Raw genomic sequence first — 14,730 nt, 5'->3', positions numbered from 1 at the left:
GAGACACGCCTCACCAGCGTGTCTCTACGTGTTTCCCCAGGTCAACACACACATTTTCGCTCCAGCCCGAGCGAATTATGCGGAACGCAGGTGAACCCATTGACGAGATCGATGACTACGATCGCCGGTCGTGGACCCAGCGCAGTCTGCCTCCCCAGGGCGTCCGGGCATGGTTTCACGTCGGCTGCTGATCAACGGCATTTGGTGGCGGATCCGGACAGGACCTGTCGTTAAGGAAGCTGTCGCCGTACACGCAAGCGTGTTGAGCCTGGTCAGACAGGTCTTCGTCGGCGTCCGGGTTGGCCGGGTGCGCGGCGGCGACCGCTTCAGTACTGGGCTGGACATAGATGCCCAGGATGCGCAGGTTCCGATGGCCGGACAGGGCCATGAGCATGGAGGCTGACCAGCCGTCCTCGGCGTTGAGGGCGCGTTCCCGCCAGGTCGCTTCGATGACCGCTCCGGAAATTGGCGTGAAGAAAATCTGCTGTGCGGCGAACACTGGGCGACAGTTGCCTTCGGAAGGACGCCATGACTGCACCGCCTGACGCCAACGATGTGGTGGAAGACGTCACCGTGGTCGAGCGGTCGTTGGACAACCCCGAGCTTTTCGCCCTCCTGTACGACCGGTACTTCAAGGAGGTCTACCGGTATCTGGCCGCCCGGCTCGGCAGCGAGCAGGTCGAGGATCTGGTCGCGGACGCCTTCCTGCTCGCGTTCAACGGCAGGCACGGCTTCGACCCGCAGCGGGGCACCGTGCGGTCGTGGTTATTCGGCATTGCCACGAACGTCGTGGCCCGGCATCGCCGCAGGGAGGGTCGCCGCCTGAACGCGCTCAGCAAGGTGGCGCCTGAGGTCTCCGCCGACGGGCACGAGGACCGGGTGACCTCGCAGCTCGCGGCGCAGGCCAGCAAGCCGGAGCTCGTACGGGGGCTGAAGGGCCTGGCGAAGGGCGATCGCGACGTGGTGTTCCTGCTCGTGTTCGGCGGGCTGGGCTACGAGGAGATCGCCACGGCCCTGGACGTACCGGTGGGGACCGTTGCGTCCCGGATCAACAGGGCGCGCAAGAAGCTGCGCAAGGCCCTGGGCGACGTTAACCCGATCGGGGAGTGGTGATGGACGAGTTGAAGCTGATCAAGGCCGTGTTCGCGGAGCCCGAGCCTACGCCGGAGGCGGCGGTGAAGGGGCGTGACCGCCTCCTCCGCTTGACCCGCGGGGCACAGCCGTCACGGTTGGACCGTCCGCGCCGCAGGTGGCTGGCCGCGCCGCCGGTCCGGCGCGTGGCCCTGGTCGGCGCGATGGCGGTGATGCTCACCGGCGGCATCATCGTCACCCAGGTGAGCCTGGGTGGCTCCGACCCGCGTACCTCCGGGTATCTGATCGCTGCCCCTCCGGCCGATGCTCAGGCGCTGCTCACGTTGGCCGCGCGGGCCGCCGCCGACCAGCGTGACACGGTGCCGTCCCGCGGCCAGTACGTCCACACCAAGATGCTGGCCCAGCGCAGCCTGTACACCAAGGACAAGTCGGGCGCGACGCAGTACACCAAGGTGCTGGCCAACGAGGAGCGCTGGGAGGCCGCCGACGTGGGCAAGCCCTGGCTGAGCCGCGAGCAGAGCCTGTCGGCCACGGGACCGGCGCCCCGCAAGTACTGGGACCGCGGCGTCGAGGACATCGTGTCCGAGCCGGGGCCCTGTCCCGGCCAGCCGACCTACGCGCGGCTGGGCGCCTGGCCGAGGGACCCCGCCCAGGTGCGCGCGAAGATCGTGGCCGACACGGGCGAGGAGCCGCTGCGCATCTGGCGCTCCCTCCAGGGCCTAGTCCGCGAGTCCGTGGTACGGCCCAGCCTGGGCGCCGCGCTGTACCAGGTTGCCGCCGGGCTGGACGGCATCATGCTCATCGGCGACGCCGTGGACGCCGCCGGCCGTCCCGGGCTGGCCGTCGCCATGGACGAGGGCAACGGCACCCGGTCCGAGCTGATCTTCGATCGGACGACCTACCGCTACCTGGGCGAGCGCACGGTGAACACCAGGGACAGCAAGGTGAAAATATCCTCCGACGGAGGCGAGTACACCGAGAAGAAAGGCGTGGTGACCGGCACCGCCGTGCTCGCCGTCGATCTCGCCCCCAGCTTGCCCGAGGTGTCGCCGAAGGCGTCCCGCATGAAGATCCCCTGCTGAGACTTTTCCCCACCTGATCCGGCCTTCCGGCCGTGAGTTCTGTTTCGCATGCCCTCAGATCGATTCGGCATGCCCTCAAAGGAAGAAGGAGAACCTGCATGTTCATCGCCAAGGCGGTCGCGGCAACCCTGCTCGCCGGCTCGTTCGGCGGCCTCACCTCGCCGCCGTCGGGGGGCGCCGCCGCGTACGAGAAGCAGACGCAACTGGAGGCCAAGCGCGTCGCCTGCATGACGGAGCGAGGCCTGGACTACGTGGCCTCGCCGGAGCCTCGGTACAACTGGCAGCCCGGGGAGCAGGAGCGGCTCGCGGGTGACCTGGAGGCGCTGCGGGCGTACCGGGCGAAGTACGGCTTCGGCGTCTGGTCCCCGAACGTTTATCCGAAGGACAAGGTTGTCAACCCTGTCCAGCACGAGAACCCGAACAACAAGCTGCTGATGTCGCTCTCGGCCGGCAAACTGAAGAAGTGGCGCGCCGCCGACGAGTCCTGCTTCTCGAAGGCGGTCAAGGAGGTGCTGGGCAAGACCGTCACCTCTCAGGAGGACTACCACGACCAGCTCGAAGCGGCGGCGCAGAAGTCGCTGAGCGTCCTAGACCAGGACAAGCAGCTCGTCCAGCTGGGCAAGCAGTTCGCCGCGTGCCTGGGGGTCGGCGAGACCAGACCGACCGCGCTGGACGGTCTGAGCCACACGAAGATCGTGCGGCAGGCTTCGGACGTCGCCAAGAAGGCGTGGAAGGGCGAGCTGCCCAAGGGCGAGACCGTCGTCTTCCGGCCGAACCTGAAGCCCGAGGAGGCCGGGCCGTACCTGGACAAGGAGATCAAGGCGGCGCTGAAGGACCTGGAGTGCGGTAAGGACTTCTACCCCGCCTACTCGCCCAAGGCCGTGGAGATCACGTCGCGGGTCTACCAGGAGTTCGGCCGGGAGGACGCGGCCCAGGCGATCCCCACCCGGATCTACCGCAAGCTCGTCTGACGCAGCGCTCCCGGGGTGCCGCTCGCGGCCCGCGAGTGGCACCCTCGCGACGAGTGACGAGTTCGGAAAGGCATGAGCATGATCAGAGTTCTGCTCTCGCTGGGCCCTTAGGGCCGCAAGGCCCGGACTTCCTGGCCGCCAAGCACGCTATCGCCACCGGTTACCGGACCGGCCGACCTTGACTCCATCACCTTCCCCGATCAAGCGGCCGGGGCCCGGCCGAACATTGGCTGATCACGATCAGCCTCCGCTGGGAGAACACACCGATCAGTGCCCCGCCCGGTCGCCGACCGGCTGGCCGCCACCGCGATGCACCTGCCGTGCTCAGTCACGCTCAGCACCACCGAGCAGGAACGCGTCATCGACACCATCCGCCACGCCCTCACCTGACTCGCCGCCCCCTTCGTCCTGGAGTCTCCATGCCACCTGTCTCCCGACGCGTCCACCTCCAAGGTCCCCCGCTGACCGGAAGTACGGCAGAGTTGCTTCCCAGGCCATCAGCGTCTCTGCCTCATCGAAGGACTTCCGCAGGCGAGGGCGGTGGTGATGATCGCGGACTTTCCTGATCCGGCCGTTGCCCCGCCACCAACCGGCGATGATCGCCTTCCCGCGACATGGTGATCTTGCGTCTCGGCGCCGGCCTCGACGAACCATCCGCCCGGGGATCTGGTCAAGCGCTATGAGCCCCTTCCCGGCCTGCATATTCCGACCCGGAGATGGCGCGTGAACCTATCGAGCCTGCGGCGTCGAGAACTGATGTCAACTCTCCGCACATCGACAACGAGAGAGCAGATGAAATTAACCCACGGAACATTCGCCATGACCATGGCGGTATCTGTCATCGCAGGCGGCACCACGAGCGCCGCGCAGGCGGCCGAGCCGGTAGCTCCCGTGGCCGCGGTGTCGGGATCGGTGACGCTGCTGACCGGCGACCAGGTGACCGTCACAGTGAACGGTTACCGGATCGAGCCTGGGCCGGGCAGAAAAGTTCGCTTCGACGTTCAGCGCCGTCAGGGGCACCTTCACGTCATTCCAGAGGATGCGAAACGGCTGCTGGCCCAGGACCTGCTGGATGAGCGCTTGTTCGACGTCACGCAGTTGCTCACCTGGCGGTATGGCGACGACTACAAGGCGGAGATACCGCTGATCGTCCAGTCCGCCGAGGGGAAGGCGGCACAGGCGCTCAGCGGAACGCGCAAGGCGAAGGAGTTCGCCGGGCTGGGACTGGCCGGCACGAGCGTCTCCAAGGCGACGGCAGGCCAGACCTGGCAGAGCCTGGTCGGCGGCGCCCGATCACTGGCCGCGGGCAAGTCGAAGATCTGGCTGGACGGGAAGCGGCCCTTCACCCTTGACCAGAGTGTCAAGCAGATCGGGGCTCCGCAGGCGTGGCAACAGGGGCTGACCGGAGCCGGCGTCACGGTCGCCGTGCTCGACTCCGGTTACGACGCCACCCATCCCGATCTCAAGGACGTGGTCACGCAGTCGCGGAACTTCTCCGACGACCCCGACGTTACCGATGGCGTCGGCCACGGTACCCATGTCGCCTCCATCGTGGCGGGCGCCGGGCAGAAGTATCGGGGCGTCGCGCCGGGCGCGAAGATCGCGCTTGGCAAGGTCGGAGGAGAGTACGTCAGCGAATCGGCGCTGTTGGCGGGCATGGAGTGGGCCGCCGCCGAGGTCAAAGCGAAGATCATCAATATGAGCATCGGCGGCCCGGACACGCCCGGCATCGATCCGCTGGAACACGCCGTCAACACCCTGTCAGCGCGTACGGGAGCGCTGTTCGTCATCGCGGCGGGCAACGACGGAGTACCCGGCTCGGTCAGCAGCCCGGGCAGCGCCGATGCGGCACTTACGGTCGGCGCGGTCGACAGGTCCGACCAGATGGCCGAATTCTCCAGCCGCGGCCCCAGACTGGGCGATCACGCGATCAAGCCCGAGGTGACCGCTCCCGGCGTCGGCATCATGGCGGCGGCCGCGCAGGGCACGGCAGGCGGCCCGTACGTCGCCTATAGCGGCACCTCCATGGCGGCGCCGCACGTTGCGGGCGCGGCGGCGATCCTCGCCCAGCGGCACCCGGACTGGAACGGCGAGCAGCTCAAGGCCGCGCTCATTGGCAGCGCCGCGCCACAGGCCGGCGCCACGCACTTCGATCAGGGCGCCGGGCGCGTCGACGTAGTTCGCGCGGTGGGTCAGCAGGTGTACGCCAGTCCCGCGAACATCGGCACGGTCTTCCGCTGGGACGGATCCGGCGAGCGGCAGGCGGCCAAGGAGATCACCTACACCAACGCCGGCGACTCCCCGCTCACGCTGGACCTCACCGTGGATGGCGACGTGCTGCGCACCTCGGCACCGCGGGTCGAGGTGCCCGCCAAGGGCACGGCATCGGTCACCGTGACGATCGATGGGACCGGCAAGCAGCCCGGTGATCACCCGGGCACCATCACGGCCCGATCGGGTGACCTTGTCGTTCGTACCGTCGCCACCGCGTACGTGGAGCCGGAAGCCTACGACGTGAAGATCAGCGCGCTCGGCACCGACGGCCGGCTCGTCGACGCGATCGGGGAGTTCTACAACGGCAAGGGGGAGAGCCTGCGGATGGTCCTTACCGGCGCGCCGGACACCTACCGACTCGCCCCCGGCGAGTGGAGCCTGTACGTGGACATCTACGAAGGCACGCGCATCACGACCACGCACCTGCCGGTGAAGGTCGGCGAACAGGGCACGGAGATCGTCCTGGACACGCGCAAGGCCAAACCGATCAGGTTCACCCTGGACGAGCCCACGGCTGTCATCAGCGGGTGGACCGAGATGTGGGTGATCAACGGTTCGTGGTACCTCGGCTGGGCCGGAGGCAGGCCCGACCCCAGCGCGGTGTACTTCGTGCTCGCCTCCAAGCAACCCGGCCTGAAGTACGTCACCCGGATGCATTTCCACAAGAAGGACGCCTCTCCCACCCCCGTCCGCTACGACCTGGTGGACGAACGCCATGACGGCATCCCCGACGACCCCACCTACGCGGGCAGGGTGAAGGATCTCGACAAGGTGACCACGACCTTCCGCGGCGCCGGAACGGCCGCGAAGGGCACCTACCTCGTGGCGACCGCCATCGAAGGCGTCTCTGACGGATTCCTGACCCCCACGAACGATGTGCCGCTGCCGGGCAAGCTGACGGAATACCGGACGCGAGGCCACCAGTGGTCCAGCGCTCTACGCATCGGCGAATCCATCGTCACGGGGACCAAGGGACCCACCGGCGACGGCCGCGACCGGCAGACGTGGGGCGTCGCGGTGAGCGGCCCGTCCTTCGCCACCGTGGGCGCCTGGCGGGAGGGGAACACCGTGACGTTCGACGGCGCCCGACTGTTCTCCGAGGGCGCGCCCGGCCGGGTCGGCATGGACGGCGCGGCCACCGGCACGGTCAGCCTCGCCAAGGGCGATCAGGTCATCTCCACGATCGACTACACCAGGTGCGGGCCGTGGGAGATCGATTCCTGCCGGTTGACCACCGGCCTCCCGCAGGAGCCCGCCACGTACACGCTCAGCGCGACGGCCAGCCGCCAGGTGCCACACTCCACGCTGTCCACGAAGGTGGAATCGACGTGGACGTTCCGCTCGGCGAGCACCGCCAAGCGGGAAGCGCTCGCCCTGACGGCGATCCGTTACGCACCCGAGGGGCTGGACGAGTACAACCGCGCCAAGCCCGGATCGTCCACCCGGCTGCCGATCTGGATCGAACGCAATCCCGGTGCTCCCGTGTCCGCCGTGAAGTCCATCCAGCTGCAGATGTCCGTCGATGACGGAGCGACCTGGCGCGACATCCGGGTCAGGGCCGAGGGCTCGGGCTGGACGGCGCAGCTGACCAACCCGCGCACGAGGGGCTTCGTGTCCTTGCGCGCCACGTCGGCCGATACCGCGGGCAACAGCGTCAGCCAGACCATCCACCGAGCCTACGCGGTCGGATAACCCTCCCCACAGAGCGGTTTCTCCAAAGGCGCGAGCCTCATTCGCACTGGTGAAGCCGCCCTGCTTCGCCAGCATCCAACTCCAAGACCGCGACGCCGGTTCGGTGCGCCGGGTGGGCGCCCAGAGCCTGGCCGGGTAGGTTTCGGCGAATCGTCCTGCGGGACCGTTAGGAGCCCGCAGGGCCTTTGACTCGGGCGCCTGGGCTTGCGCTATGAAATGAATCCGGCATTAGTGACGGTGAGACACCATTGAAGGGTCGGGACCTTTCTCTATGCGCGTTTTTATTATTGTTATGACCGTTCTATGGTTTGCTATATTTCTGCTGATCGCCAGCTTTATGTTTCTGCTGTACTTCGATGGGCCAAGATGACGAGCGGACGGCAGAGCAGCATGGTCGGCACCCGCCGGGTGGTCCGGAGGAGTCTCACCTCCGGGCTCCCACAGAACGGAGCGTGACGATCTCTCGTCACTCCGCTCGTCTCATCCAGTCCGTCAGAACTCGGTCATGTAGGCCCAGTGTGCGAACAGGGTCGGCTGCCGTTGCAGGAGCCCGGTCCACCACCGCTGGGCCTCTTGAACGACCGCAGCCGTTTGAACTTCCGCCGCGCCCAGCGCATCAAGTAGGTGTTGATGCGCCTGAGCCTGAATCCACGACGTGAAACTTGAAATCGAACGCCACGAGGTACTCGGAGGAACGATCAACGAGTACCGTCGAGTCGCATAGCTCGGACGGAGAACTCCAGCTCAAACCATACGCGCGAGTTTTGACGCCCTACACCGCAACCTGGTCGTGAACCTGGGAGAGCGGGCCGAGGGGATCACATTCCTCATTCGCGACCAAGACGCGAAATTCACCGCGGTCTTTGACGAAGTGTTCGCCTCACTCGGCGCCCGCGTCATCATGACGCGTCCTGCGGACATACGAGCGGCATCACAACCGGCACCGTCCCCATCGCTCACGAGACCGTCGACCACCTCAACCATCACATGCCCCGCCTGCAACGCCGACAGACACTCGACGACCTGATCAACCAGTACCGGCGGGCCGCATAGAGGGGGCGGATAACCGCAGGCCAGAGGTCGCATCCGGGTTTTCGCACCCCACACGTCGCGCTCGTGTTTCGCAGTTTTCCTTGATCGCTGCATGTGGCGAGGTGGTCTGAGGGGCGGACGTGGAGATGTCGGAGGAGCATCGACGGTGTCTGTAACACCCTGGTAGAAGGTGATCCGCCGATGCTCCCAGATGGCACGTTACTCTCGCTGGCCGCGCTGTTGGCGGTGTTCCGGTCCTGTTTCACCGCACCGGGTCATCGCTCGTTCGCTGCTCTTGTGGTGGGGTTGATCGCGCAGACACGACGCCGGACGGTGTGCGGGATGCTGCTGGGTGCCGGGCTGGAACGAGCCTGGCATCACTGTCGCGCGCACCGGTTCTTCTCCACCGCTCGCTGGTGCACCGACGCCCTCGGGCTGGCGTTGTGCGATCTGGCCGTGACCCGGCTGCTGCCGCCCGGCTCGGCGATCATCGTGGTGGTCGACGACACCCTGTTCAAACGCTCGGGCAAGAAGGTGTTCGGGACGGCCTGGCATCACGACGGCGCGGCCAAAGGGCCCAAACCGATCGGGTTCGGCAACTGCTGGGTGGTCGCCGGGATCATCGTGCAACTACCGTTCCTATCCCGACCGCTCTGCCTGCCGGTGCTGGCCCGGCTGTGGCGTCCCAAGCGCACCGGCAAGATCGCATTCGCGCGGGAGATGGTCGAGGCGATCGCCGCCCGCTATCCCACCCGAATGGTGCACGCCGTCGGCGATGCGGCCTACGCCGGTGAACATCTGTGCGGCCTGGACGATGTGATCACCTGGACCACCCGGCTGACGGTCACCTCGGTCCTGCACGCCCTGCCCCCGCCCAGAACCGGCAGGTCCGGACGGCCTCGCACCAAAGGAGCCCGTCTGGGAACCCCGGCCGACCTGGCCGCGGCCGGCACCTGGCGCACGACCCGCGTACGCCGCTACGGACGCACCGACACCGTGCAGATCAGCGAAACAACGTGTCTGTGGTACGGCTCCTTCCACACCCAGACCGTCCGGGTTATCTTGGTCCGCGATGCCCTGCCCCGTACCCGTGACGGCGACGATCGCGGCTATGGCCTGCCTCTGATCACTACCGACCTGCTCTCCCCGGCCGAAGACCTCATCGCCCGCTACGCCGCCCGCTGGTGCATCGAGGTCGCCTTCTTCGACGCCCGCCAGAGCCTCGGCGTCGGCCAGGCCCGCAACCGCACGCGCCTGGCGGTAGAACGCACCGTGCCGTTCGGCATGATCTGCCTCAGCCTGGCCATCCTCTGGTACGCCATGAGCGGCCACAGCCCCGCCGACACCGCCGAGCGCCGGGCACGAGCCCGCTGGTACACCACCAAGACCGAACCGTCCTTCGAAGACATGGTGATCAAGCTCCGCCGCGTCATCATCGCCGAACGTTTTCGGCCCCAAGCCCCCTACCAGGCCACACCGGAGGAAACCCAGGCCGTCCTCGCAGCCTGGGCCGCAGCCGAAACATGATCACCCACAACTGCGAAACACGAGGGACCGTGTGGGGCTCGAATATTCGGCCACTGCGTCCGATCTGCAGGTTCGCTGAACACACTGGATCTCCAGCTCCGTGGTTTAAGCGGGCGCTCAAGCTACTTTGAGCAACTGCTCAGATGGCACGCTCAAGATATGCAGGCATGCCGAGGGGCTGTAGGGGCACCGACGAAACCCTCTTGACCTCGAGCAATGCCCACTCCAAACCAGATGTGTTCCACGCTAACGAAGATCATCTTCCATCTGCTCGGGCACTACTTGCTGTTCCTGCATCCGAGTGCGGCGCCGACCTGGCGGAAGGCGCTGTTTCCTGCGGCGGCCATGCCGGCCAGCTGGTACGGCACGGCGGCCGCGGCAGTGGCCGTCATCGGGGTGATCATGGTGCCCATGCCCAGTCCGAGCAGGACGAGCCGCCAAGCCACGGAGCCGTAGGAGGTGTCGGTGGCGAGCGTGGTCAAAGTCAGAAGCGCGCCCGAGGTGACCACTAGGCCGGTGATCACGAGGCCTGCGGAGATTCTGTGCATCAATCGCGCGACGAACTGTGACATCAGGATCGCCGCCAGGCGGTGAGCTGGCCGGGCCAGTCCAGTCGGCGGGTGCCGGCGGCGCGGGAGCCAGGCAGCAGTCGGGCCGCGACCGCCAGGGCGATCAGTGAGATGGGGATGGGCAGCAGGTAGATCCAGCGCCAGGCGGCGTGGTCGAGGATCACTCCGGCGATGATGGGGCCGCAGGCCAGCGCGGTCATGAGGGAGGTGGCCCACAGGCCGATGAACCGCCCACGCTCTCGCGGGTCGGGGACCGCGTGACTGATCAGGGCGAGCGTGGTGGGCAGCAGGGCGGCGGCGCCCAGACCGGACAGTGCCTGCCCGGCCCACACCATCGCGATCGAGCCGGCGGACAGGGCCAGCGCGGCCCCGGCTGCGCACATGGCCAGGCCCGCGATGTACACCTTCTTGCGCCCGTGTACGTCGCCGAAGACACCGGCGGTCAGGATGAGCGCCGCCATCGGCAGGACACTCCCGCTCGATGAGATGCCGCGTGGCCGCCCGCGAACCGTCGACGATCGGGCCAGGGCGCCACCAAGGTCGACGGGCTGTACGCCGGCCGGCCTGCCATCCCGACCGGACGGCTCATCCTCGACGCGCTGGCCGGCATCCGGCTCATCCCCGGCACCGGCCAGTCGCCCCCGGCCATTCCACAACTCACCGACCTCCAACTTCGCCTCCAAGACCTCCTCGACATTGATCCACGAGATCTCCGCTGACGATCAATTACGTCGAAACCGGGGATAGCGCCCTGCTGACGTCCTCTCAACTCCCCGGCGTTACGGGATGACCTCGGGGTCCTTGACGGTCGCTTGCCAGCGGGCGGTCCATTGGTCGCGCAGTGCGGCGAAGGCGTCGTCGTCCAGGCCGTAGGTGTTGACGATGACGTTGACCTGGGCAGGTTGGGGATCGGCGGGGTCGGCGCCGACCGAGATGAGGTGGCCCTCGTCGTTCACGATGCTCGCTTCGTGCCAGGGGGTGCCCGGGCCGACGATCTCGGTCACCTGCGCCCCGGTGGCCTGGCCAGCCAGGTAGACGGTACGGCGGCGCCCTGATGGGGCCCTGTCCAGGTAGAAGCGGAGCTGTTCTAGGTAGAACCGCCATCCCTCGGCGACTCCGCCGTACAGGTCCTTCCAGCTCGCGCCCTCCACGTCGGGCACCACAAGCCGGACCACCGTACGGGTGCCGTCGGCGGTCAGGGTCAGTTCGGTGCCATCGTCGAAGGCGACCCGCTCGGGCGGTTGCAGCTCAGAGTCGTCGATGAAGGACCGGATCTCATCGGCGAGGCCCGCGGCTGGCCTGGCAGGGCCGGTGTGGCTCGGGTCGTAGTCGTAGCCGAACCACTCGTGCAGTCCCTCCGGCGTGCTGACGGCACGCCAGACCGCGTCCTGTGGCGCGTTGATGGTCAGCTCGACGATCGGACGCTTCCTGTCGTTCATGGCATGTCCTCCCGTTCTTGATCGCTTGCTGGGGTGGGGTGGCCGCCGATGATCAGGCGGTAGCGGCGAGCCGTCTGCGGGGAGTCGTAGGAGGCCACCAGGTCGGCCACGCGGGCGGCCAGGTCGGTGGCGAATCGGCTGATGTCGGCCGGTTCCGCGAAGCCCACGTCGGTTTCGATGGTGAAGGTGACCAGCCGCTTGTCCTCCTGCACGGCCCGCTCGCGCATCTCGGCCACGTCGCCGAATGCGCGGGCGGTCACGGCCAGGAGCGTGTCGGCCGCGAAGCGGTCCTGCTCGGCGGGGGAGGGAGAGCCGACCACCTCCGGTGCCACCACCACGGTGCGCGCGGTTGCGCGCACCACCCGCTCCTTGAGGCCGCGCCGCTGGCGCAGCTCCACCACCTCGACCAGCCCGGCCTTCTCCAGCTCGCGGAGGTGGTAGTTGACCCTCTGCCGGCTTTCCCCCAGCCGCGCGGCGACCGTCGTGGCAGATGCCGGCTCACGCAGCTCCTCCAGCACCCGTCGGCGCAGGGGAGATAGCGATCCGCGAACCACATCGACTTTCTCACCCATGGTCGCATAGTGGATTTGAAAATTCCGTTTGTCAAATGCTTGATGAGTTCCACGCGCGGGCACGCGCCACCCAGGCATGCCGAAGTCACCGCTTCCCGCTCCTCCTCCCAAGGGGCCGCTATCGAAAGTGCGGGCCAGAGGAGCGCAGGTCAGCAGTGGCAACGTGCGGAAAGCGGGGCTAGCGACGCCGTACGAGATCGATTTCTCCCTCAACCCGACTTTCCGCGATGTGCTCGGCCACCGTGATCACCGTCGGATTCGTCGCCGCCGACGGCACATCGGGAAGGATCGACGCGTCGATCACCCGCAGGCCACGCACGCCGCGCACCGAACCGAGCCGGTCGACGACCATGCCTATGGGAGCGGTCGAGGTGGGGTGATGGTAGGTGTCGACCGTGGCCATGACCGCCGCCTCCACGTCGGCGCCTTCCCCCGGAACGAGCTCGCTGGCGACCAGGTCGCCGAGTGGCGGCTGAGCCTTCCCCCTCGAGCAGGCGGCGGCGATCGCGCGGCGTCCTGGTGGGGGACCGTCACGGTGCTGATGCGGTCGCTGACCCTGCTGTCACGGAGCAACGACGAAGATTGCAAGGGGCCCCAGCGGTTTGCGATCTCTGGCTCGTACGCACGCTCGCTATCCTGTGGCACGTCAAGCCAGGACCACGAACCATCGGGAGGCGACGACCATGACCGTGGTGGCACACGTCGTCATGGCTCTCCTGTCCGTGCTCACCCTGGTGGCCGTCCGGTTCCTCGGCGCGGACCTGTGGCAGATCCTGGCCCTGGCAGGCGCCGCCGTACTCCTTCATGCGGGTGCGCAGATGGCCCCCAGGCGGCCGTGGACCGGGTATGCGATCGGTGCGCTTGGCATGCTCGTCTTGGTCACGACGCCTTTCCTGAGCTGGTCACCGACCATGCTGCCATCGGCGTTGTGCTTCCCCTGGACGTTGTGGCTGCTGACCATGCGGGTCCCGGTCAGGTCCTCGGTGGCCGCGCTGGCCGTGGCCGTACTCGGGATCATCCTCACCGAGCTCGTGGCGTGGACCCGGCTGCCCGCTGACAGCGCCTCCCGGCTGGTCGAAGGCGGGCTGCTGCTGCTCGCGGTCGGCGGCGTGTGGCTCGCGGCCCTGCTGATCCGCCGCAGGCGGGAGGCAGCCCGGCGAGCCGAGGGCGAACGGCTGGCCGCAGCGGTGGCCGACGAACGGGCCGGTATCCGCCGAGACCTGCACGACGTGATCGCCCACACCGTCACCGTCATGGTCGCGCGGATCGAGGCGGCGGCCGTGACGACGACGGATCCGATGACCCGCCGCGAGCTCGGCGACATCGCCGAGACCGGCCGGGACGCCCACCAGGGCCTGCGCGCGATGCTGGCCACGCTGGGCCCGGTCACCCGAGAGGTTCCGATCTCGCTCGATGCCCTCCCCGATCTCGTGGCCTCGGCGGTCAGCCCCCTCCACGCCGTGACATTCGATGAGGTAGGTGAGCGACGACGGCTCAGCCTCAGCGCCGAGGTGGCAGCGGTCCGCACCGTGCAGGAAGGCATCACCAACGCGCTGCGTCACCTCGACCCCCCGGTCGAGGTGACGGTCCGCCTGACCTGGACCCCGGCCGAGCTGGTGGTGGAGGTGCGCGACAACGGCGGCAAGGCTCGTCGCGAGGTCGGCAGCTCAGGAACCGGCCTGCTGGGAATCGAAGAACGAGTGCGTACGGCAGGCGGCACCCTGTCGATCGACGACGGGCACGACGGTTGGGTGCTGCGAGCGCGGCTCCCCACGAAGGAGGGCGCATGATCCGCGTCATGCTTGTCGACGACCAGGAACTGTTGCGGGCCTCGCTCCGCACCGTCCTGTCCGCCGACGACCGCATCGACGTCACCCATGACGTCGCGAACGGCAGCGAAGCGATCGAGGTCGTCCGGCGACACCGCCTCGACGTGGTGCTGATGGACATCCGCATGCCCCGCCTGGACGGGGTCGCCGCCACCGCGGAGATCGTCAGGATCGCCCCGGAGACCCGGGTGCTCATGCTGACGACATTCGATGACGACGAGCTGGTCGTGGCCGCCATCCGGGCCGGCGCGAGCGGCTACCTGACCAAGGAAGTTCGGCCTGCCGCCCTGGCCCAGGCCGTGTGTGACGTCGCCTCCGGCGCGTCGGCGCTGGCCCCGGGGGTCGCCGCGACTGTCCTTGATCTCGTACGGCAGGCGCCGACGTGGCGGACGGCAGCCCTGGACGGTCTCTCCCCTCGCGAGGCCGAGATCTTCGGCTTGCTCGCCCGCGGCAGATCCAATAGTGAGATCTGCGCGGAACTGGTGCTGAGCGAGAACACGGTGAAGTCGCACGTCCGGGCCATCCTGCAGAAGCTGGACCTGCGTGACCGCGTGCACGTGGTGATCTACGCCTACGAGAACGGGCTTGTCGCTCGCCACGAATTCCATCCTGACGGGCGGTACCGGGTTCACCCCTTCGGGTGAGGCCGGA

General features: G+C 67.7%; 13 protein-coding genes. 7 read left to right on the top strand and 6 right to left on the bottom strand.

Annotation, left to right across the window (positions count from 1 at the left end):
• Positions 1–175: 175 nt before the first annotated feature.
• Positions 176–499 carry a hypothetical protein gene (locus tag ACIBQ1_RS24665; protein ID WP_397280948.1) on the bottom strand — a complete coding sequence of 108 codons (324 nt, stop codon included), beginning with the start codon at positions 497–499 and terminating at the stop codon, positions 176–178.
• 29 nt (positions 500–528) lie between these two features.
• Here ACIBQ1_RS24665 and ACIBQ1_RS24660 point away from each other — a divergent pair, with 29 nt between their 5' ends.
• From ACIBQ1_RS24660 to ACIBQ1_RS24640, 5 genes are all read left to right on the top strand, one after another.
• Positions 529–1,113: an RNA polymerase sigma factor gene (locus ACIBQ1_RS24660; protein ID WP_397280947.1), complete on the top strand. Its 585-nt coding sequence runs from the start codon at positions 529–531 to the stop codon at positions 1,111–1,113.
• A complete protein-coding gene (locus ACIBQ1_RS24655) occupies positions 1,113–2,174 on the top strand; it encodes a CU044_5270 family protein (protein WP_397280945.1) in 1,062 nt (353 codons plus the stop codon). The genes ACIBQ1_RS24660 and ACIBQ1_RS24655 overlap by 1 nt, the downstream gene beginning before the upstream one ends.
• Positions 2,175–2,272: 98 nt before the next feature.
• Positions 2,273–3,145, top strand: a complete 873-nt coding sequence (locus ACIBQ1_RS24650; protein ID WP_397280943.1) for a hypothetical protein — start codon at positions 2,273–2,275, stop codon at positions 3,143–3,145.
• An 825-nt stretch (positions 3,146–3,970) separates the two neighbouring features.
• Positions 3,971–7,111 carry a S8 family serine peptidase gene (locus tag ACIBQ1_RS24645; protein ID WP_397280941.1) on the top strand — a complete coding sequence of 1,047 codons (3,141 nt, stop codon included), beginning with the start codon at positions 3,971–3,973 and terminating at the stop codon, positions 7,109–7,111.
• 1,233 nt (positions 7,112–8,344) lie between these two features.
• On the top strand, positions 8,345–9,670 hold the full coding sequence (locus ACIBQ1_RS24640; RefSeq protein WP_397280939.1) for a transposase: 1,326 nt from the start codon (positions 8,345–8,347) through the stop codon (positions 9,668–9,670).
• 278 nt (positions 9,671–9,948) lie between these two features.
• Here the strand turns inward: ACIBQ1_RS24640 and ACIBQ1_RS24635 are convergent, their stop codons facing one another.
• The 5 genes from ACIBQ1_RS24635 to ACIBQ1_RS24615 form a co-directional block, all read right to left on the bottom strand.
• Positions 9,949–10,194 (bottom strand): hypothetical protein, encoded by a 246-nt coding sequence (locus ACIBQ1_RS24635; protein WP_397280937.1) that lies wholly within the window; start codon positions 10,192–10,194, stop codon positions 9,949–9,951.
• Between the two features lie 47 nt (positions 10,195–10,241).
• Complete coding sequence (locus tag ACIBQ1_RS24630; RefSeq protein ID WP_397280966.1) at positions 10,242–10,895, bottom strand: MFS transporter; 654 nt, start codon at positions 10,893–10,895, stop codon at positions 10,242–10,244.
• A 123-nt stretch (positions 10,896–11,018) separates the two neighbouring features.
• Positions 11,019–11,678, bottom strand: coding sequence for an SRPBCC domain-containing protein (locus ACIBQ1_RS24625; RefSeq protein ID WP_397280935.1), 660 nt, complete (start codon positions 11,676–11,678; stop codon positions 11,019–11,021).
• Positions 11,675–12,250: an ArsR/SmtB family transcription factor gene (locus tag ACIBQ1_RS24620; RefSeq protein WP_397280934.1), complete on the bottom strand. Its 576-nt coding sequence runs from the start codon at positions 12,248–12,250 to the stop codon at positions 11,675–11,677. Before ACIBQ1_RS24620 ends, ACIBQ1_RS24625 begins: the two co-directional genes overlap by 4 nt.
• Positions 12,251–12,428: 178 nt before the next feature.
• Positions 12,429–12,707, bottom strand: a complete 279-nt coding sequence (locus tag ACIBQ1_RS24615) for a GMC oxidoreductase (RefSeq protein ID WP_397280964.1) — start codon at positions 12,705–12,707, stop codon at positions 12,429–12,431.
• 226 nt (positions 12,708–12,933) lie between these two features.
• Between ACIBQ1_RS24615 and ACIBQ1_RS24610 the strand changes: the two genes are divergently transcribed.
• Positions 12,934–14,040, top strand: a complete 1,107-nt coding sequence (locus tag ACIBQ1_RS24610; RefSeq protein ID WP_397280932.1) for a sensor histidine kinase — start codon at positions 12,934–12,936, stop codon at positions 14,038–14,040.
• Entirely contained in the window at positions 14,037–14,723 is a 687-nt protein-coding gene (locus ACIBQ1_RS24605) for a response regulator (protein ID WP_397280930.1), read from the top strand. Before ACIBQ1_RS24610 ends, ACIBQ1_RS24605 begins: the two co-directional genes overlap by 4 nt.
• The last annotated feature ends 7 nt before the right edge of the window (positions 14,724–14,730 follow it).

It is taken from the genome of Nonomuraea sp. NPDC050153, assembly GCF_044460125.1.
Taxonomy (GTDB): domain Bacteria; phylum Actinomycetota; class Actinomycetes; order Streptosporangiales; family Streptosporangiaceae; genus Nonomuraea.
This window is presented reverse-complemented; position numbering and strand designations above follow the sequence as displayed.

Coding starts and splice junctions, on each gene's coding strand:
- ACIBQ1_RS24660 (WP_397280947.1), top strand. CDS start 529: ATGACTGCACCGCCTGACGCCAACGATGTGGTGGAAGACGTCACCGTG.
- ACIBQ1_RS24655 (WP_397280945.1), top strand. CDS start 1,113: ATGGACGAGTTGAAGCTGATCAAGGCCGTGTTCGCGGAGCCCGAGCCT.
- ACIBQ1_RS24650 (WP_397280943.1), top strand. CDS start 2,273: ATGTTCATCGCCAAGGCGGTCGCGGCAACCCTGCTCGCCGGCTCGTTC.
- ACIBQ1_RS24645 (WP_397280941.1), top strand. CDS start 3,971: ATGGCGGTATCTGTCATCGCAGGCGGCACCACGAGCGCCGCGCAGGCG.
- ACIBQ1_RS24640 (WP_397280939.1), top strand. CDS start 8,345: ATGCTCCCAGATGGCACGTTACTCTCGCTGGCCGCGCTGTTGGCGGTG.
- ACIBQ1_RS24625 (WP_397280935.1), bottom strand. CDS start 11,678: ATGAACGACAGGAAGCGTCCGATCGTCGAGCTGACCATCAACGCGCCA.
- ACIBQ1_RS24620 (WP_397280934.1), bottom strand. CDS start 12,250: ATGGGTGAGAAAGTCGATGTGGTTCGCGGATCGCTATCTCCCCTGCGC.
- ACIBQ1_RS24610 (WP_397280932.1), top strand. CDS start 12,934: ATGACCGTGGTGGCACACGTCGTCATGGCTCTCCTGTCCGTGCTCACC.
- ACIBQ1_RS24605 (WP_397280930.1), top strand. CDS start 14,037: ATGATCCGCGTCATGCTTGTCGACGACCAGGAACTGTTGCGGGCCTCG.